Here is a 19,910-nt window from a genome sequence, read left to right as displayed (position 1 = left end):
GCCGAATTGCCGGCGGCCCGCTGGCCCCAGAATCTTACAGCCGCACGTTCCGCGATTTTCCGGTATCGTCCGGCGCTGTGGTCAACTTTTGGCCCGGCCTGCTGCCCGTTCCCGTTTCGCAACGGCGCGATTGGCCATGCGAATGCCCTAAGCCCCATCCACCCGAAAATGACTGTTCATGCGGTCAAGAACATCGACCCCCATCTGCATCAGCAGATCAAGGATGTCGATCGGAACCCAGTTTTCGCGGATCAGGCCTTGGTGGTGCAAATAAAAATCCATGACACGCATGGTGACCGGACGGTTCGTCGGGCCAAGGCCCAGAAAGCCGCCGCCCAGATGATTGGCAAACACACTGGGCCATCCCGCCGTCAGGGAATATGACCCGTCACCAAGACGCACGTAATGCCCCCCTGATGCTGCGCTTTCAGCTCGGCGATTTCGTCCCATTGCCCGCCGCCCTTGCGCTTTGGAAACGCAATGCGAAAGGGGAGCTGGTGATAATCCACAAACCCCTGAAGCCCGCGTGTCGTGCCGATTCCCGATGGCCCGTACCACATCATCTTTGGGTGCCAGTGTTGCTTTTGCGGCATGTTCAACAACCCGTCGCGCCCTGCCCCGGCCAGATCATCATAGGCGCCCAAGGTGCCGTGCATCGCCAGGGTTTGCGCTATGCTTTGCGCTGATTGCGCCGGATCGCGCGCCGAAAAATCCAACCCGTCGCCGGTCAGCGGGCCATACCACATCCCTTCGGCGCCACGACTGGGGGCCAGCGGCCAAAATCCGGCCTGCCGGATCACATCCAGCACATCCCAGATGCAGTTGGATTGGATGATCCTGCCATCCTGCACCTGATGGATTTCGCCATAGCGAATGTTGATCGGGCGCCCCGTCGCCGGAATCCCGAGCCAGTCGTTTCGGAAGGTACCGCAATAATGACCGACCATCCCCACATAGTCGCGGTTTTCATAGCCGCCGCCGACCACCAGAAGATCGCGGCGTTCCACATCCGGGAATGACCGCAGCAGGGGCAACCAGAGTGTTTCCAGCAACGGTTCAACGCCCTGGGTTTCGTTCATCGGATGCGCCGCCCGCAGCGCGACATCCGGGTGATAAAGCGCCGCTGCGGCATCCGCCAGGCCGGTTGGCCCGGCGGCACAAAGGGCCGACAGCCCCTCATGCAGATGACGTTTCATGGCGCGTAGATTTTCGGTCACAGCAGTATTCCGCAGATCGTTTCCGTGGCACTATGGCCCGGGAACCGCGAATTTGGCAAGCAGGGCTTGCCCCCGGCTGTAACAATCAAAGCAGCGCGATTTCTGCCGATTTCAACGTCGACAGCAGGTTTTCGGGCGGCAGTTCATCAAGGATCAGCGTGTCAATCTGTTCGAGAGGGCAAACCTGAAATGTCGATTTCCTGCCCAGCTTGGAACAATCCGCAACGATGGAAAGGCGCCCCGCCGCTGCGATCATTGCGCGGGCAACCTGCGCCTCGTCCCGGGAATAATCGAATGCCCCGGCCCCATTCAGCGTGCCGATCGTCAGGATCGCATGATCGGTGCAATATCTGCCAATTTCGGCGCAGGTGACCGGCCCCACCGTCTGTGCATTGTCTGCCCGATAGGTTCCGCCCAGAAGAACGACATCGGCCCCATTGCCCGCGCGGGCAAAGACATCGGCGATGCGCGTGGAATTGGTGATAATGGTCAAATCCCTGATCCGGGCCAGAACCCCCGCCGCGATAAGGGTGGTTGAGCCGGTGTCGATCAAAACCGATTCTCCGGGCTGCACAAGGTTGGAAAGTTTTTCTGCGGCAAGATGTTTGGCCAGCATGTTTCGTTTCTGCCGGTCATGGAACGGGCCTTCGCCGGCAGTGGATATGCGAACCGCGCCCCCATGGACCTTGCGGATCTGCCCCAGATCGGCAAGCGCGTTCAGATCCCGGCGAACGGTTTCCAGCGACATCCCGAATTTAAGCCCGAGTTCCTCAACGCTCGCCTCGCCCCGGCGATCAATGAATTCAACCAGGGCAGCCTTGCGGGCCTGCGGGCGAACCGTGGGCGGACGACTTGTCATTTTTGGTTTCCTACTTGTGTTGTTGCGGGGTGAGTGAATTTACCATCATTCTGACCGTATGGGCAATTTATATATATTATTGTGTTAATTCTGTATGTTATAAATAGTAAAAATATATAGATTTATGACTATATGGTCATTATTTCAGTTTCCATCTTGATTTAACCCCAAGGGGACAGCTATCAAGCGCCATCCGGCCCCTACGCACCATTGGCACACCGCAGCCCCAGCACAGGAGGCTTCCATGACCAAACCTTTCGATGTCGCCATTATCGGCGGGGGTGTTGTTGGGTGCGCCATGGCGCGGCGTCTGACCCTTGAGGGGGCCAGTACGGTTCTGATCGAAAAAGCCGCAGACGTTCTTGATGGCGCGTCCAAAGGCAACAGCGCCATTCTGCATACTGGATTTGACGCGCCAACCGGATCGTTGGAACAACGCTGCATCGCCCGGGGATATGCGGAATATCTCGACCTTGCCAAAACGCTCGGGTTGCCTGTGTTGAAATCGGGCGCGATGGTTCTTGCCTGGGACAACGATCAAGAGGCGCTGCTGCCCGCATTGATCGAAAAGGCCCACAAAAACGGCGTGTCCGATGTCGCGCCCCTGTGCGCCAAAGAAATAACCGCCCGCGAACCGCATCTGTCGAACAAGGTCGTTGCTGGTTTTGACGTACCGGGTGAATTTCTGATTGATCCCTGGGCGTCGGCCCATGCCTATCTTTTTCAGGCGCTGGCAAATGGTGCCACCTTGTTGCGCAACGCCGAGGTTCTGGGGGTGATTTCCACCATGGCCTTTGGACGCTTGATACCGCTGGCAAAACGGTTCGCGCCAGATATGTGATCAATTGTTCCGGTCTGTACGGCGACATCGTGGATGCGCGCCTGACCGGTGAAACCGCATTCACGGTGACGCCGCGCAAGGGCCAGTTCGTGGTCTTTGACAAAGCTGCATCGGCGCTGCTGTCATCCATCGTCCTGCCGGTGCCCACCAAGACAACCAAGGGCGTGGTTGTGTGCCGCACGGTTTTCGGCAATCTGCTGGTCGGGCCAACAGCCGAGGATCAGACCAGCCGGACCGATGCCGCAACTGACCGTTCCGCATTGCTGGCGTTGCAGGCCCGGGGCTGTGAAATCCTGCCCGGGCTGGCACAATGTGAGGTGACGACAGCCTATGCCGGGCTTCGGCCTGCGACGGAATTTCAGGATTACCAGATCAACCAGAAACCCGACCTGAACTATGTCTGCGTTGGCGGCATCCGGTCAACGGGGCTAAGCGCGGCACTGGGCATCGCATCTCATGTTGCCGATCTTGTCGGGTCTGACGAATGGACAGGCGAACCGATCACCACACCAAAGAGGCCCAAGGTTGATCGCCTGTCTGACTATCATCAGCGCGACTGGCAGGTGCCGGGCAATGGCGGCATCATCTGTCATTGCGAAATGGTTACGCGCCGCGAAATCGAAACGGTCCTTGCGGGGCCGGCCCCCCGGCGACGTTACAGGGGCTAAAGCGCCGGACGCGTGTTTGCATGGGCCGTTGCCAGGGGTTTTACTGCCTGGCCGAAGTCGCAAGCATGACCCGTGGCCGACTGGCCGTTCCAGAGGACGAGGCCGATGGGCAATTCTGAAACCACACCGCCGGATCGTTGCCATGTCGCCATCGTGGGCGGCGGCACGGCGGGTCTGGCCCTTGCGGCCGAATTGAAACGCCAGGGCATTGCATCGGTTGTCGTTCTGGAACGCGAAGCCGAAGCAGGGGGCGTGCCGCGCCATTGCGGCCATTATCCCTTTGGGGTTCGCGAATATGGGCGCCTGCTGAAGGGGCCGGCATATGCGCGCCGAAACGTACAGACGGCGGTTGATCTTGGCGTTCAGGTTTTGACCTCGACAACCGTGACACGGCTGTTGCCGCACGGGCAGCTTGATCTGGTAACGCCGGACGGCCCGGCCACGATCAACGCCCAACGGGTGGTACTTTGCACCGGCGTGCGCGAATCCAGTCGCGCCCAACGCTTTGTCAGCGGGGATCGCCCCCTTGGCGTGATGACGACCGGGGCGTTGCAAGCCCATGTCTACCTCAAGGGGCTGCGCCCCTTCGCGCGCCCCGTCATTCTGGGGTCCGAGCTTGTTTCCTTTTCGGCCATTGCGACCTGCAACCATCTGAAAATATCGCCCGTCGCGATGATCGAGGAACGCCCGCAGGTTATCGCCCGGGGCGTGCTGCGGCCCTATCTGACGTTGAAACGCGTCCCGCTTTTTACCAGCGTCACCGCGCCCCGCATTATTGGCCGCACCCGGGTAGAGGCCCTGGAATTCAACGATGCGGCGGGCGTTCCTGTTCGCATTGATACCGACGGGGTGATTGTTTCGGGTCAGTTCAGGCCCGAAGCCGCCCTGCTTTACAACAGCCATATTGAAGTCGACCCACATTCCGGCGGGCCGGTGATTGATCAGTTCGGCCAATGTTCGGACCCGGCCTATTACAGCGCCGGAAACCTGTTGCGCCCTGCCGAAACCTCGGGGTGGTGCTGGCACGAAGGTGCCGCGACGGCCCGCCGCATCGCACAGGATTTGTCCGGTGACTTTGCAACAACCGGATCAACCCGGCTGCGGCTGAACGACCCCCGGTTGCATTTTGTGGTTCCGCAAAAGTTTACGTTCACCACCCGCACCGGAGGCATGGAGCATATGCAGATCGGCCTGAATGCGCCGGCAAATGGCCAGTTGACCGCCCGATCAGACGACCGCCCGTTGATGTCGGCGCGCATCAATTCACGACCCGCCCGCCGGTTGACCCTGCCCCTGCGCGACATTGCGGCAAGAATGCCAACAACAGACGTGACCCTTTCCGTTGAAGGGCACCCCTGACATGCGCATAACGGCGATAGATCAGGGCACGACCAGCACCCGTGCCGTTGTCGTGGGCCAGAGCGGAAAACCGGAAGTGGTGCGAACCCTCACCCACCGCCAGTTTTTCCCACGGGATGGCTGGGTTGAACATGACCCCGAAGACCTGATCGCGAATATCCGCGCCTGTGTGAATGCCGCCGGAAAATCGGATGCTGTCGGCATCGCGAACCAGGGCGAAAGCTGTCTGGCGTGGGACGCTGAAACGAAACAGGCGCTGTCGCCGGTGATTGTCTGGCAGGACAACAGAACCCTGGCAGAGCTGTCGCAGTTGCGCCAAAGCGGCGCCGGGGCGGACATTCTGGATCGCGCCGGGCTGCCGATCGATCCCTATTTCTCGGCGGCCAAACTGGGCTGGATTCTGCGCAACCTGCCAGAGGCCCGCGCCGCCCTGGCACGCGGAACCCTGCGGTTGGGAACCAGCGATGCGTTCTTCCTGGATCGCCTGACCGGGCGTTTTGTGACGGATGTGACAACGGCCAGCCGAACATCCCTGATGAACCTGCAAACCCGCACATGGGATCAAACCCTGTGCGATCTTTTCAACGTGCCAATGGCCTGTTTGCCCGACATTGTAACAACCACCGGCGATTTCGGCACGATGGAAACCGACCACGGGCCGGTGCCGGTCACCGCCAGTGTGGTGGATCAACAAGCGGCCCTTTATGGCTTTGGCTGTCGCGCCGTCGGGGATGCCAAGATCACATTTGGCACGGGCGCGTTTGCGCTGATGGTCACGGGCGAACAAGTGGTGCGCAAGGCCGATGTCGGATTGCTGCCGACGGTGGCCTGGCAACTGGCGGGACAGCCCCCCGTTTATGGGCTGGAGGGCGGGGTGTTTGCGGCAAGTGCGGCAGTCAACTGGGCGCGGTCCCTTGGTCTGTTCGGCGCGTTTTCCGAGATCGACAGCTTTGACTCCCCCACAGCCATCGCATCGGGGTTGGCGTTTGTTCCGGCCCTGACAGGGCTGGGATGCCCCCATTGGGCACCGGACGCGCGTGGTGTCTGGCTGGGCCTTTCACTGGATCATTCGCCGGCGCAACTGGTTCAATCCATTCTGGAGGGCGTTGCCCTGAGAGCGACCGAAGTTATTGCGGCCATGGAGCGTTGCATTCCCCTTTGCGGGGGATTGTTGATTGATGGCGGGATGAGCAAGAACCCCTATTTTGCGCAGTTTCTGGCCAATGTTTCGGGCCGTCAGGTGCAGTGCGCGGCGATGCCCGAAATGACCGGTCTGGGCACGCTCCAGCTTGCCGGTGATTATCTTGGCGTCCGGCACGACATCGGGTCTGACTTTGGCAGCTATCTGCCAAAGGAAAACGGCGCACCCTATCGCGAAAAATTCGCGCAGGCCGTCGCCGTTTCAAAGCAGTGGGTCAGGGGCTAGGCGACCCGCCCAAGCCCCGATTTCTTATTCGCTGGCCAGAACGGCGCTGTCCTTGTCGGCCATCTGCGCCAGCTTCACCTGCATCAGGATCGACATTTCGTCATAGACCGTCCAATCGTCCACGATCTTGCCATCCTTGATGTGCAAATGGGTCATCCCCATGATCTGTACGCGCTTGCCGGTTGGTGCGCCAAGCTGTTCCAGAACACCCCAGCCCAGATGATGCCCCTCGATCAGCCACCGCACGGCAACTTTGGTGCCGCCTTCTTCGCAGGGTTGCGAACAGATGTGCTGCGGCATGAAAAAGCCGTCCGAAACCGACGAATACAGGCCGACGGTCTGATGGGTCACGGCGCCGTGGCCGTACAACTCTTTCATCAGGGGGCCGTGGTATTGAACGGTTGGCGCATAGACCTCCTTGATCTTGCCAAACATCCGTTTGTTGTGGATTTCGTGCAGCCAGCCCAGCACCTCTGCCTCAAGGGGAGTGTTGGCGATCGACAGATCGGCCGTTGTTTCGGGCGGATATTGACCGATCAGGCGGCGGTTTTCGCCCATATCGACGGCCAGCAGCCCTTTGTTGAAATACCCCTGCGCCATGTTTTCGGCATAGGCCTGCGCGTCCAGGCCGATCTGCTGGACCTGTGACATGGTATCGACGACCAGCCATTCGCGATAGATCATGTTCTCATAGATCATACAGTCCGCGATGGTGCGGGCCACGAACGTCCGGCCCGTGGGTTTGCCGTAAATGCCCGGCTGTGTGTGGCGCCCGGTGCCGGTCACCAGATGCGAGGTATAGAACCCGTCGTCTTCGTTGCCATTCCAGATCACATGGGTCGCCATGCCACGGCGTTCGGGCAGCATGAACATCCGCTGGATCGTTCCCTGAACGACCTCTTCGCGGGTATAGGTGGTATCACTGGCGCTGTAGACAACGCAATTATGGGTGTAATGGGTATAGATCAGGCCGACATCGCGTTCATCCCAGATCCGGTGGGTGCATCGCACGATATAGTCAACGATGTCGGTATAGATCGGATCGAATCCTTTCATCGGCTGCGCCCGGGCACGATCTGTGGGCACCATATCGACAAAATCGCGCCGCTCGGATTGCAGCACCTTGTCGCTTGCACCGCGTTTGGTTTCCTTTGAATCGCTCTCTTTGGCAGCCATCTTTTTCTCTCTGTCGGGGGTGAATCTCGCTTGTCGGCATCTTCGACTCAATTCGCATACGCTTGCAAGCATTAATTTGTTGTTGCCGAAATCGATCACTTTACGCGCTTGACGCCGAAATCACCGCAGAATGCGTTATTTCCATGACTAATGATGAAAACTTCCACCGTCGAAAGCAGCGGCGTGATCGTCTGTCACTCTGGAAATCGGTTCACATCAGGCGTTCAAGAAAATTATTGCAAGCGTAGTCATTCATTGCTAGTATTCCCCAGCGTCAGCCCGCAAAACGGCGCCAAAGATACAAATGCCTGAGCCATTCCAGTGACTTGCAAATGGCCTGTCTTTACCAACGGGAGAAACCCAACATGATTCTCAATATGAAAACCACGGTTGCGGCATGCGCGCTGATCGCAACGGCAGGCACGGCCTGGGCCGATTGTGGCATCGAATCCGGCTCGGTCCGCATTCTGTCGAACGACTTTGCCGCGCTGGCCGCCATCGCCAAATCCGCTGAAACCTGCGCGAACGCCAATGTCAAAGTGACCAGCAACAGAACCGAAAATCACAAGAACATTCAGGTTCCCGCGCTCACGATCAATCCGGCAACCTATACGGTCGCTGTCGTTGCCACGAACTCGGTCGTGCCGCTGTTGAATGGGGATCTGATCCGCCCGCTTGATGAATACGTCAAGAAGTGGGGCGATCAACTGCAAGAAAGCCAACTGATCCGTGTCGACGGCAAAATCATGGCCATTGCCTTCATGGCGAACGGTCAGCATCTCGTTTATCGCGAAGATATCCTTTCGGACAACGGCATCGCGGTTCCGACATCCTATGCCGAACTGTTTGCCGCCGCCGAAAAATTGCGCGCCAATGGCGTCATGCAGAATCCCCTCACCGCGGGCTATAAGCCGGGCTGGGATCTTGCCGCGGAATTCGTGAATACCTACCTTGCCACCGGCAATGATTTCTTTGAGCCGGGCACCGCAAAGCTTGCCATCAACAACGCCGACGGCATCGCGGTTCTGGAAAACATGCTAACCATGACCCACTATATGAGCCAGGACTGGACCACCTATGACAGCAACGCCCAGTTGCCCGTCTGGGAAGCCGGCGAAGCCGCCATGTCAATCAACTGGGGGTCACGCGCCGGCGGTTTCATCGCCGATGACAGCCCCTCGCCTGCCATTGCCGCGACCACACGCTTTGCGGCGGCCCCGACGTTTAGCGGTGGCACAATCCCGGCTGCGGCATTGTGGTGGGATGGGTTTACCATTGCCAAGAACATCAGCGACGAAGACGCCGAAGCGTCGTTCCGCGCAATGATGACCGGCATTTCACCCGAGATGATGCAGGCCAACCGCGAAGACGCTGTATGGCTGATCAAAGGGTACGAACCGACCCCGGCCGCTGTCGGTGTGATCGCCGACCTGCAAGGCGGTGCGCGCCCCTATCCCATGCTGCCCTACATGGGCCTGCTGCACACTGCGTTGGGCGACAACCTGGCCGAATATCTGCAAGGCAAGGAAAGCGCCGAGCAGGCGATGACCGACATCAGCGCCGCCTACAAGACGGCAGCAACCGAAGCCGGGTTCCTGAACTAGGCCTTTTCGGGGGGCGTGAACCGGCCCCCCGCACATCTTTTGTTGGTTGCGTCATTCAAAACCCCTGCGCCGGCACCCCGACGCGGCAGGAGAACAATCATGCCACACAAGACGTTCCTGGCCTTCATCTGGCCATCTCTGTTCGCAATGATCCTGTTTATCGCCATCCCGATTATCTCGGTCGGCTATCAGTCGTTGTTTATTGAACACGAACAAATTCTGATCGAAGCTGAAAATTGCGGCCCGTTCGGATGCACCTCGTCGGTCAGTGTCGACAGTAACGCCATGGCGGCCCTGCGCGAAAGCCAACCAGCCGGCCGTTACAACGGTCTGGGAACATACACCAACGCATCGCACCTTGCATTTGACGAGATCGGCGAGATTTACGCATCCAGCAAGAATTTCGGTGAAATCCGCGATAAAATCATGAACCTGCCCTTTTACAAGGCGTTCATTTTCACCATCGCCTACACCTTTATCGTGACGCCGCTGGTGATTGTTCTGGGCTTTATCATTGCGGTGGTCGTCAATTCGATTCCCAGGATGCTCAAGGGGCCGGTGATTTTCTTTTCGTTGCTGCCGATGATCGTGACGCCGCTGGTCGGATCGCTGGTTCTGTTCTGGATGATTGACAGTCGCGGGGTGATCGGGGCGACCCTGCAAACCTTGTTCGCGGATCCGTCATTGTCGCTCAAGGCGTCGCCGACGCTGACGTGGCTGACCCTGTTCGTCTATGGCGTCTGGCACAATGCGCCCTTTTCCTTTGTCGTGTTCTATGCGGGCCTGCAAACGGTGCCTCAGGACACGGTGGAATCGGCGATGGTCGATGGGGCCAGCCGGTGGGAGCGTATCCGCTTTGTCATCGTGCCCTATATGATGCCACTGGTCACATTCATCGCACTGATGCAGTTGATGGACAATTTCCGCGTCTTCGAACCGATCATCGGCTTTTCGGCAGCGGCAAGTGCGACATCTCTCAGCTATCTGATTTATAACGATTTACGTGCCGCAGAATCGCCGCTTTACGGATCGGCCGCCGCAACGTCGATGCTGACGATTGTGGGTGTTGTTATTTTGCTGTTGCCGGTTCTTCGCCGCAACTGGCGCGAATTCAACCGCAAAACCTGAGGGGGCCGCGCTATGTCCAACCCAACACAGAAAAAGCCGATTCCTCTGCTGGCGCTGTCCACCGCGTTCGTTCTGGTCTGGCTGTTCATTGCCGCCTTTCCGTTCCTGTGGACCATGTGGGGGTCGTTCAAGGTCGAGGGCGATTTCTTTTCCCGCGCCGACTGGATGAACGCGATCACCGGACCGGTGACCGAGCGACAGACAGGCGGGGCTTTCACGCTTGACGGCTATCGCGGGGCCTGGATTCAACAGGAATTCTGGCGCTCGGTTGTCAATACCGCGTCGATCACCGTGCTGGTGGTTGTCATCTCTCTTACGCTGGGCACGCTGGGCGGTTACGCATTGGCGCGCTCGGGGTACAAATACACGTTCTGGCTGCTGATGGCGGCGCTGGTGTTTCGGGCGATGCCCCATGTGACACTGGTGTCGGGGTATCTGCTGCCGTTCTTCCAGCTCAATATATGGGGTTATCAACTGACCACGGTGATTGTGCTGGTCGCGATCAATCAACCGTTTACTTTGTGGATGCTGCACAGCTTTTTCCTGTCGATCCCCAAAGACCTGGACGAGGCGGCAATGGTTGATGGCTGCACCCGGTTTCAGGCATTCCGTCTGGCGATCATCCCGGTCATGTGGCCGGGCGTCATCACAACAGGGCTGTTCAGTTTCCTGCTGGCCTATAACGACTTTACCGTCACCTCGATGCTGCTGACGCAGGAAAACGCCACCATGATCCCCAAGATCAACGGCTTTCTGGGCTCCACACAAGAGGAAGGCAAAGTCATGTATGCGGTCGCTGCGGTGGTTTCGGCAATCATCCCGCTTTTCGCACTTATCATGTTCTTCCAACGCCAAATCGTGAGCGGTCTGACCGCTGGCGCCGTCAAAGGATAAAGGGGCATCACTATGGCCAGACTTCAACTCAAGAACGTCAATAAGCGCTGGGGCTCCTTTGTTGGTGTCGATAACTTCAATCTCGACATTGCGGATGAAGAGTTTCTTGTGCTGCTCGGCCCCTCGGGCTGTGGCAAATCCACGACCATGCGAATGATTGCAGGGCTTGAAGACGTTACCGACGGTGACATCATCCTGGGCGACCGTGTCGTCAATGATCTTGAACCCAAAGACCGTGATATATCCATGGTGTTTCAGTCTTACGGTCTTTATCCAAACCTGTCGGTCTATGAAAATATCCGGTTTCCGCTGCGGGTGCGCAAGGTTGCCAAGGAAAAGCACGACGAGATGGTGATGAACGCCGTCCGCATGACCGAGCTCGAAGATTTCATGCACCGTCGCCCCGCCGAATTGTCCGGCGGTCAGCGTCAGAGGGTGGCATTGGCGCGGGCCATCGTGCGCAAACCCACCGTGTTCCTGATGGACGAACCCCTGTCGAACCTCGACGCCAAACTGCGCGTCAGCACCCGGGCGCAGATCAAGAACCTGCAATCCAAGCTCAGAACCACCACCGTCTATGTGACCCATGACCAGATCGAGGCGATGACACTGGCCGACCGCGTGGTTGTTATGAACGCGGGCAAGATTCAACAGGTCGGCACACCAACCGACATCTATGACATGCCCGCCAATACATTCGTAGCCAGCTTTATCGGCTCGCCCGCGATGAACCTGGTTCAGGGCAAATTGGCAAACGGCGTGTTTGAGGGCGAAAGCATCCGGGTAGAGGGCCTGCCCACCGGCCCGTCGGGGGATGTCACCCTGGGGTTCCGCGCCGAAGATGCCGAACTGGTCAACAGTGACGGTCAGATTTCGGCGCCGATGTATTCGATCGAACTTTTGGGCGAAGCGTCGATGATCACCTGGCGGCTGGCGGGCGCGCTTGTGTCGGTCAAGACGCACAAGGATTATCGCGCGGACATCGGCGATATCGTTCAGGCCAGCATCCCGGCAGACATCTGCCACCTGTTCGACACCGCAACCGGTGAAAGGATTGCCCTGTCATGAATGCTGTTGAAGTGACCGAAGCGACACGTCAGGTTATCCTGCGAATGGAAGCGGCGCTGGCGGACAATGCCAACGACATGGAACGCCATTTCCACGAAGATTTCCGCTGGATCGGCAATCAGGGGTGCGGCACCAAACATGGCTTGCAGGCCTTTCGCAACAACTGGCAACTGCCCCTGCGCGCCGCCTTTACCGATCGTGACTACAAGACCGACCGGTTTATATGCGAAGGCGAATGGGCATCCTGTTTCGGGCATATCGAAGGCACCCATTCGGGCCTTTTCATGGGCATCGCACCCACCGGCAAACGCGTGAAAATCCCTTATATGGACTTTTGGAAAATCGAAGACGGCCGGATCAAAGACAACTGGGTCTCGGTCGATTTTGCCGCTGTCCTTGCCCAGCTTGGCCGCGACGTGTTCGCCGGTCAGGGCTGGGAACATTTTGATGATGGCACCCTGGTGCCCAACCACCCTGCATGAGGATATTGATATGACTGTAACCTATCTCAAGCGGGGCAAGCCCGAGGCAGAACGCGCAGCAGACGACACGGCGGTGCGCGCCACTGTCGAAGCAGCCCTGAAAGATATCGAAACCCGGGGCGATGCCGCCGTGCGCGACATGGCCGAGAAATTCGACAACTACAGCCCCGAAAGCTATCGCTTGTCGGACGATGAAATTCAGGCGCTGATCGCCAAGGTCGATCCCCGCGATCTGGACGATATCCGGTTTGCACAGACGCAGGTGCGCAATTTTGCCCAGGCACAGCGCGACAGCATGCTGGATATCGAAATCGAAACGATGCCCGGCGTGTTTCTTGGCCACAAGAATATCCCCGTGCGGTCGGTCGGCTGCTATGTGCCGGGTGGCAAATTTCCCATGGTCGCGTCGGCACATATGTCCGTTGCCACCGCCGCCGTTGCCGGGGTGCCCCGGATCATCGCCGCCACCCCCCGTTCAAGGGCGAGCCGAATCCGGCGGTGATTGCCGCAATGCATCTTGGCGGCGCCCATGAAATCTATGTGCTGGGCGGGATTCAGGGCATCGGCGCCATGGCCCTTGGAACCGAAGCGATCGCGCCCGTGCATATGCTTGTCGGGCCGGGCAACGCCTTTGTGGCCGAGGCCAAGCGGCAGCTTTTCGGGCGCGTCGGGATTGATCTGTTTGCCGGCCCGACGGAAACCATGGTCATTGCCGACACAACCGCCGCCGACGCCGAACTCTGCGCCACCGATCTTCTGGGTCAGGCCGAGCATGGCTATAACAGCCCTTGCGTGCTGCTGACCAATTCGGAAAAGCTGGCCCGTGATACGATGGCCGAAATCGACCGTATTCTGAAAATCCTGCCCACCGCCGACACCGCATCGGTAAGCTGGCGGGATTACGGTGAAGTCATCGTTTGCGATACCTATGATGAAATCCTGGCGGTTGCGGATGATATCGCAAGCGAACATGTGCAGATCATGACCGACCGCGATGATTGGTTTCTTGAGAACATGACCTGCTATGGTGCCCTGTTCCTTGGCCCGCGCACCAACGTGGCCAACGGCGACAAGGTGATCGGCACCAATCACACCCTGCCCACCAAAAAGGCCGGGCGCTACACCGGCGGTCTTTGGGTTGGTAAATATCTGAAAACACACAGCTATCAGCGTGTAACGACAGATGAGGCCGCCGCCGACGTTGGCGCCTATGGATCGCGCCTGTGCATGTTGGAAGGGTTCGTCGGCCACGCCGAACAATGCAACCTGCGCGTCCGCCGGTACGGCAGGATCAATGTACCCTATGGTGAACGCGCGCCCTATCGGGATGCCGCAGAGTGACGCTCCCGCAGACGCCTTCCATGCGCCTTGATGGCAAACGCGCCCTTGTAACGGGCGCGTCCTCCGGGATCGGGCAGGCCTGCGCGGTTGCCTTGGCAGAGGCGGGCGCCCATGTGGTCTGTGCGGCCCGGGGCGCGGCCAAATTGCAGGCAACAGTTAATGAGATGGCAAACCGGGGCTGGTCCGCCGAAGTGCTTGTGCTGGATATGTCCGACCTTGACGCCCTGAAAGACACACTGGCACAACAGGCCGCCTTTGACATCGTGGTGAATTCCGCCGGATTGGCGCGCCATTCTCCTGCCCTGAAAACAACGCCTGCGGATTATGACGCCGTGATGGGGCTGAACCTGCGGGCCGCGTATTTCCTGTCGGCCTATGCCGCCGAACGCATGACCGGGGCCGGGTCAATCATCCATATCAGCAGCCAGATGGGCCATGTCGGCGGGGTGGATCGTGCGGTTTATTGCGCGTCGAAACACGGGCTAGAGGGCATGGTAAAGGCGATGGCGATCGAATGGGGCCCGCGCCAGATCCGCATCAACACCATTTGCCCGACATTCATCCGCACCCCATTGACCGCCGCAACATTCGACAACCCCGACCGGGCCGCATGGATCGCCGACAAGATCAAGCTGGGTCGGGTGGGCGACGTCGAAGACATCATGGGCGCGGTGCTGTATCTGGCGTCGGGGGCGTCATCACTGGTCACCGGCACCTCGATGTTGATTGACGGAGGTTGGACAGCCGACTGATGGCCATAGATAAAATCACATCGCTGCAAGTCGCAAAGCGGGCGGGCGTCAGCCAATCCGCCGTCAGCCGTGTCTATACGCCGGGGGCTTCGGTTTCAAAGGCGACACGGGAAAAGGTTCATAGCGCTGCCGCCGCATTGGGGTATCGCCCCAATATTCTGGCGCGTGCAATGATCACCGGGAAAAGCCGGATCATCGGCCTTGTCGTGGCATATCTGGAAAACCAGTTTTACCCGGAAGTGGTTGAACGTCTGTCCATTGCCTTGCAGGCCAAAGGCTATCATGTGCTGGTGTTCATGTCGTCACCGACCGTTGGTGATGTGCAGGGTGTCATGCGGGAAATCCTGGATTATCAGGTCGATGGAATCGTGCTGGCGTCGGTGTCCATGTCGTCGGAACTGACGGCCCGGTGCCATGACCATGGCATTCCCATCGTGCTGTTCAACCGCGATCAGGACGATCCTCTCATGTCGTCGGTCACGACCGACAATTATCGGGGCAGCCGCGAAATCGCGGCGCATTTTGCGGCCCTCGGTCATACAAAGATCGGATATATCGCCGGGTTCGAAGGGGCATCAACCCAACGGGACCGCGAAAAAGGGTTCCGCGACGGGCTGGAAGAGGCCGGGCTTGCCTTGTCGTTCCACGAGGTTGGCGGATTCGAATACAAGATGGCCCGCAGCGCCGCACTTGAGATGTTCGCCGGTCGCAACCGCCCCGATGCGGCGTTTGTCGGCAACGACCATATGGCGTTTGCGGTGATGGATGTCTTGCGCAGCAAATTGGGTTTGCGCGTCCCCGATGACGTGAGCATCGCAGGTTTTGACGACGTGCCGATCGCCGCCTGGCCTGCCTATGATCTGACCAGCTATCGCCAGCCGATCAACCGGATGGTCGCCCAAACCGTGGATATATTGCTGACACGCATCGCCGACGCCGAAACGCCGGCGCAAAAAATCAAAATACAGGGTGAACTGATCTTGCGCGGTTCAACCAAGGCAACAGAGGGATGACAATGCACGGTTTCGATTCAAAATGGCGCGATGTGCCTGACTTTATCATCGGCATCACCAAAGAAATTTGGGAGGATCGCAAAATCGGCGCGTTGCGTGGCCTTTACGCGGATGGGCTGATCGTGCGCTCGCCTGCCTCTGTGGTCGTTGACAATTCCAACGTGATCGCGGCCACCATGGCGACGCTGGCCGAATTTCCGGATCGCGAATTGCTGGGCGAAGATGTGATCTGGTGTGACGATCCGGCCGGTGCAACGGAAACCTCAGACGCTTATCTGTCGTCGCACCGGCTGATCTGTACGGCAACGCACACCAACCCCGGCATGTATGGCCTGCCGACAGGGCGGCGTGTCGCGTACCGGATTCTTGCCGATTGTGCGATCCGCGACGGGGCGGTTTATGACGAATGGCTGGTGCGTGACCAATCGGCAATCGTGCGCCAGCTTGGGTTTGATCTGGTGGAGTGGACCCGCGATCTGATCGCGCGCGAAGGTGGCCCCGACGCCTGTGTGCGCCCCATGACCCCCGCCACTGACATCGCCGGCCCCTATGACCGGGCGGGCAACGACAACCCTTGGGGCCAACGCTATGCCGACATAATCAACGCGGTAATGGCGGCCGATCTGGATGTGATTCCGCGCCATTATGACCGCGCCTGCGCCCTGCATTACCCTTGCGCAACCGACGGTCAGGGATGGCGGCAGGCCGATGAATTCTGGATGGGGTTACGCGCGGCGTTTCCCTCTGCGACGTTCAAAATGGAACACATCATTGGCCGCGACGATCCGATGATGCCGCCCCGCGCCGCACTGCGCTGGTCGCTGCATGGCACCCACAGCGGATGGGGCCGTTTCGGCACGCCCACGGGGGCCGACGTTTATATCATGGGCATGTGTCACGCCGAATTCGGCCCATTCGGGGCAGGCGAACCGACGATCCGCCGCGAATACGCATTGATCGACGAAACTGCGATTTGGAAACAGATACTTCTGCATACAGGACAGCACCCATGAAGGGCTTTTCAAACCAGTTCAAAGATCTTCCCGATTATATCCTGAAGATCACCAAGGAAATATGGGAGGATCGCGGCCTTTCGACCCTGCATCACTATTATGGCAAAGATATTCCCATGCGCTTTCCCTCGGGGTTGGTCACGGGCAATGCGGGTGTGATTGACGGCACGCTGGCGACGCTGGCGGAATTTCCCGACCGGCAACTGCTGGGCGAGGATGTGATCTGGTCACAAGATGCCACGGACCCTGACCGCTATCTTTCGTCGCACCGTGTGCTTACGACCGGCACGCACACCGGTCATGGCGCGTTCGGGCCGCCCACCGGCAAAAGCTTTGTCATTCGTGTCGTCGCTGATTGTGCCGCCAAAAACGATGTGATCGACGACGAATGGCTGATCCGCGACGTGGGCGGAATCGCGCGGCAACTGGGCTGGGAACCGGCAGAATACGCACGGTTTCAGATCGCACAGGAAGGCGGGCCGGAAACCTGCCAGCGCCCGTTCCACCCCCGTGACGATGTGACCGGCCCCTATACCGGCCGCGGAAACGACAACGAATGGGGCGCGCGGCTGGCCGATATCCTGACCCGGTTGATGGACAAGGATTTCACCGTCATCCGCAGCGAATACGACCGCGCGGTGCGGTGTGAACATTGGGGGTCGCGCGGTGGCTGGTCCTTTGATTTTGCCGAAACCGATTGGATGCGCCTGCGGTCATCCTTTCCCACGGCGAAATTTGAAATTCACCATGTTGTCGGGCGGTCCGACCCCGGCACGCCGAACCGCGCCGCCGTGCGATGGTCCCTGACCGGCAAGCACAGCGGCCACGGGTTTTTCGGCGCACCCACAGGGGCCGATATTCACGTCATGGGCGCGACCCATGCGGAATGGGGTGAATGGGGCCTGCGCCGCGAATTCACAATTCTGGACGAAGTCGCGATCTGGAAACAAATCCACTTGCACACCGGAGATGTCGCATGAGCCGCTTTGCAAATCTGCCCGACTATATTCAGGGCGTCACCTATGAGATCTGGGAAGGGCGCCAGATTGCGTCACTGCACAAATCCTATGGCAAAGATATGGTCATGCGGTCTTCGGCCGCCCTGATCATTGGCACCGAGGGCGTGATCAAAGACACCCTTGCCAGTCAGGCCGCCTTTCCTGACCGCGAAATTCTGGGCGATGATGTGATCTGGTCGGGCAACGAAAAAGACGGCTATCTGTCGTCCCACCGTTCGGTCATCACCGGGCGGCACACAGGGCATGGCGTGTTCGGCGCGCCGACCGGCAAGGTGGTGACCACACGTTGCATCGCCGATTGTTTTGTCCAGAACGATGTCATCACCGATGAATGGCTTTGCTATGATTTTTCGTCGATGGTTCAGCAATTGGGCCATACACCGCGCGATTGGGCGGCGGCGTCGATCATCCGCGAAGGCGGCGCAGACAAGGCCGTGCGCCCCTTTACCCCCGATCAGGATCGCCCCGGGCCTTACAAGGGCACGGGCAATGGCCATGAACTGGGCGACCGGCTGGGCGATATTCTGACGCGCATAATGGATTATGATGTTGCGGTGATTGGCGAAACCTATGACCGCGCCGTCAGCATCTATCACGCCGGTGGCGTTACCGGCTGGACCCGCCCTTTTGCCGAAGCACAGTGGATGCAGTTGCGCAGCGCCTTTCCCGACGCCAAATTCAAGGTGCATCACCGGATCGGGCGCGACGACAAAGGCGAGCCGGATCGTGCCGCCGTCCGCTGGAGCCTGACGGGCCACCACACCGGATATGGCGTGTTCGGCGCGCCGACCGGTGCGCCGGTTCACATCATGGGCTTTACCCATGCCGAATTCGGCCCCTGGGGGCTGCGCCGTGAATGGAGCCTCTGGGACGAAGTCGCGATCTGGAAACAGATCCTGCTGCACGAGGCACAGAAATGATCTGCAAGGCGCGCAGACTTTTGCATCGTCACGGCTTTCTGGCCAGCCGCCGCGCGCGCCGGCTGAACCTGCGCCCACCGGGATAAACCACCCCCCGAAAGCAGCATGACCAGACCCTCACGACATTCTCAGGAGAGACCAGGATGACTCCATCAGAAATGGAAAAACGCATCGTTCGCTATGGCGATCTGATGCCCTGCAAGACAGCCTTTATCGACGCCCATACCCCGGGCAGCGATCAAAAGGAAAATTTTACCATCATCGGCGGCGGTGTGTCCGAAAGCGCGGATCAGCACGTTCATATCGCCGATCAGGTCGGTTTCAACATCGGTGCAGCGGGTCAGCCGCCCCATTGCCGCAATTCTTTGCACAGCCACCGCACGGCAGAGGTGTTTTTTGTTCTGTCCGGGCGCTGGCGCTTTTTCTGGGGGCGTTGGGGGGACGCGGGCGAGGTGATCCTAGAAGAAGGCGACATCATCAATATCCCGACAGGCATCTTTCGCGGCTTTCAGAATGTCGGCACCGATTACGGAATGATCATGGCGGTGCTTGGCGGTGACGACGCCGGGGGCGGTGTGATCTGGGCACCGCAGGTGATTACGGACGCTGCCGATCACGGGCTTGTTCTGGGCGAAAACGGCAAGCTTTATGACAGCAAGAAGGGCCAGAGCCTGCCGGATGGCGTAAAACCGATGCCCCTGCTGAGTGACGAGCAGTTGAAGGATTACCCCGAACCCACAACCCGCGACGTGATCCCGAACTACGTCGCGCGCTATTACGATCTTTATGCGATGGGCGATTCAGAGCCTGCAAAGGTGATCGGCGAAAACGGCATTCTGCGCGACAAACCGGGGTTCGAGGTTGATTTCATCACCCGCGGTTCGGCCCCGTCGGAAATGCACAGCCACGACAAGAACGTTGTTCTGATGCCCATGCGCGGTCACTGGAAACTTGACTATGACGGCGGCAGCGCCACGCTCAACCCTGGTGATACGGTGGCGATTCCGCCCAATGTCGCGCACCGGATTGCGCCGTCGATGACCGGTGAGGCATCGCTTTACCGCGTCACCCAAACCGCCGATCCCGCTGGCCTGACCTGGCAGGGTTAAACCCTGAATCAGCCCGGACCC

General features: G+C 59.1%; 17 protein-coding genes and 2 pseudogenes. 15 read left to right on the top strand and 4 right to left on the bottom strand.

Features of this window, described 5'->3' with window-relative positions; all coding sequences use genetic code 11:
* Window positions 1–147: 147 nt before the first annotated feature.
* From AC0L7P_RS22210 to AC0L7P_RS22200, 3 genes are all read right to left on the bottom strand, one after another.
* Window positions 148–402, bottom strand: coding sequence for an ester cyclase (locus AC0L7P_RS22210; protein WP_473436303.1), 255 nt, complete (start codon window positions 400–402; stop codon window positions 148–150).
* On the bottom strand, window positions 372–1,217 hold the full coding sequence (locus AC0L7P_RS22205; protein WP_473436302.1) for an ester cyclase: 846 nt from the start codon (window positions 1,215–1,217) through the stop codon (window positions 372–374). Before AC0L7P_RS22205 ends, AC0L7P_RS22210 begins: the two co-directional genes overlap by 31 nt.
* 85 nt (window positions 1,218–1,302) lie before the next feature.
* A complete protein-coding gene (locus AC0L7P_RS22200; protein WP_473436301.1) occupies window positions 1,303–2,076 on the bottom strand; it encodes a DeoR/GlpR family DNA-binding transcription regulator in 774 nt (257 codons plus the stop codon).
* A 298-nt stretch (window positions 2,077–2,374) separates the two neighbouring features.
* Here AC0L7P_RS22200 and AC0L7P_RS22195 point away from each other — a divergent pair.
* The 3 genes and pseudogenes from AC0L7P_RS22195 to AC0L7P_RS22185 all read left to right on the top strand — a co-directional run bounded on the left by AC0L7P_RS22195 (window position 2,375) and on the right by AC0L7P_RS22185 (window position 6,370).
* Window positions 2,375–3,704: pseudogene (locus AC0L7P_RS22195) on the top strand (FAD-dependent oxidoreductase).
* Window positions 3,691–4,944 (top strand): NAD(P)/FAD-dependent oxidoreductase, encoded by a 1,254-nt coding sequence (locus AC0L7P_RS22190; protein WP_473436300.1) that lies wholly within the window; start codon window positions 3,691–3,693, stop codon window positions 4,942–4,944. The pseudogene AC0L7P_RS22195 and the gene AC0L7P_RS22190 overlap by 14 nt, the downstream one beginning before the upstream one ends.
* A gap of 1 nt (window position 4,945) precedes the next feature.
* On the top strand, window positions 4,946–6,370 hold the full coding sequence (locus tag AC0L7P_RS22185; protein WP_473436299.1) for an FGGY family carbohydrate kinase: 1,425 nt from the start codon (window positions 4,946–4,948) through the stop codon (window positions 6,368–6,370).
* 24 nt (window positions 6,371–6,394) lie between these two features.
* Here the strand turns inward: AC0L7P_RS22185 and AC0L7P_RS22180 are convergent, their stop codons facing one another.
* Window positions 6,395–7,546 carry a nuclear transport factor 2 family protein gene (locus tag AC0L7P_RS22180; RefSeq protein WP_473436298.1) on the bottom strand — a complete coding sequence of 384 codons (1,152 nt, stop codon included), beginning with the start codon at window positions 7,544–7,546 and terminating at the stop codon, window positions 6,395–6,397.
* A 377-nt stretch (window positions 7,547–7,923) separates the two neighbouring features.
* Between AC0L7P_RS22180 and AC0L7P_RS22175 the strand changes: the two genes are divergently transcribed.
* The 12 genes and pseudogenes from AC0L7P_RS22175 to AC0L7P_RS22120 all read left to right on the top strand — a co-directional run bounded on the left by AC0L7P_RS22175 (window position 7,924) and on the right by AC0L7P_RS22120 (window position 19,889).
* A complete protein-coding gene (locus AC0L7P_RS22175) occupies window positions 7,924–9,150 on the top strand; it encodes an ABC transporter substrate-binding protein (protein WP_473436297.1) in 1,227 nt (408 codons plus the stop codon).
* A 99-nt stretch (window positions 9,151–9,249) separates the two neighbouring features.
* The gene (locus AC0L7P_RS22170; protein WP_473436296.1) at window positions 9,250–10,278 is read left to right on the top strand and encodes a carbohydrate ABC transporter permease; all 1,029 of its coding nucleotides are present in this window, start codon (window positions 9,250–9,252) and stop codon (window positions 10,276–10,278) included.
* A gap of 12 nt (window positions 10,279–10,290) precedes the next feature.
* The gene (locus AC0L7P_RS22165; protein ID WP_473436295.1) at window positions 10,291–11,172 is read left to right on the top strand and encodes a carbohydrate ABC transporter permease; all 882 of its coding nucleotides are present in this window, start codon (window positions 10,291–10,293) and stop codon (window positions 11,170–11,172) included.
* Between the two features lie 12 nt (window positions 11,173–11,184).
* Window positions 11,185–12,240 (top strand): ABC transporter ATP-binding protein, encoded by a 1,056-nt coding sequence (locus tag AC0L7P_RS22160; protein ID WP_473436294.1) that lies wholly within the window; start codon window positions 11,185–11,187, stop codon window positions 12,238–12,240.
* Window positions 12,237–12,722, top strand: coding sequence for an ester cyclase (locus AC0L7P_RS22155; protein ID WP_473436293.1), 486 nt, complete (start codon window positions 12,237–12,239; stop codon window positions 12,720–12,722). The genes AC0L7P_RS22160 and AC0L7P_RS22155 overlap by 4 nt, the downstream gene beginning before the upstream one ends.
* A gap of 10 nt (window positions 12,723–12,732) precedes the next feature.
* Window positions 12,733–14,063, top strand: a pseudogene (gene hisD / locus AC0L7P_RS22150) (histidinol dehydrogenase).
* Window positions 14,060–14,815 (top strand): SDR family NAD(P)-dependent oxidoreductase, encoded by a 756-nt coding sequence (locus AC0L7P_RS22145; RefSeq protein ID WP_473436292.1) that lies wholly within the window; start codon window positions 14,060–14,062, stop codon window positions 14,813–14,815. Before hisD ends, AC0L7P_RS22145 begins: the two are co-directional and overlap by 4 nt.
* Complete coding sequence (locus AC0L7P_RS22140) at window positions 14,815–15,828, top strand: LacI family DNA-binding transcriptional regulator (protein ID WP_473436291.1); 1,014 nt, start codon at window positions 14,815–14,817, stop codon at window positions 15,826–15,828. Before AC0L7P_RS22145 ends, AC0L7P_RS22140 begins: the two co-directional genes overlap by 1 nt.
* A 2-nt stretch (window positions 15,829–15,830) precedes the next feature.
* The gene (locus AC0L7P_RS22135; RefSeq protein WP_473436382.1) at window positions 15,831–16,841 is read left to right on the top strand and encodes a nuclear transport factor 2 family protein; all 1,011 of its coding nucleotides are present in this window, start codon (window positions 15,831–15,833) and stop codon (window positions 16,839–16,841) included.
* Window positions 16,838–17,821, top strand: a complete 984-nt coding sequence (locus AC0L7P_RS22130; RefSeq protein WP_473436290.1) for a nuclear transport factor 2 family protein — start codon at window positions 16,838–16,840, stop codon at window positions 17,819–17,821. The genes AC0L7P_RS22135 and AC0L7P_RS22130 overlap by 4 nt, the downstream gene beginning before the upstream one ends.
* Window positions 17,818–18,780: an ester cyclase gene (locus AC0L7P_RS22125; protein WP_473436289.1), complete on the top strand. Its 963-nt coding sequence runs from the start codon at window positions 17,818–17,820 to the stop codon at window positions 18,778–18,780. Before AC0L7P_RS22130 ends, AC0L7P_RS22125 begins: the two co-directional genes overlap by 4 nt.
* Before the next feature lie 143 nt (window positions 18,781–18,923).
* Complete coding sequence (locus tag AC0L7P_RS22120; protein ID WP_473436288.1) at window positions 18,924–19,889, top strand: cupin domain-containing protein; 966 nt, start codon at window positions 18,924–18,926, stop codon at window positions 19,887–19,889.
* Window positions 19,890–19,910 lie beyond the last annotated feature (21 nt).

Source organism: Oceaniglobus sp. K40-3, assembly GCF_055808395.1.
Note: the sequence above shows the minus strand (reverse complement) of the source record. Positions and strands in the feature narration are given on the sequence as shown.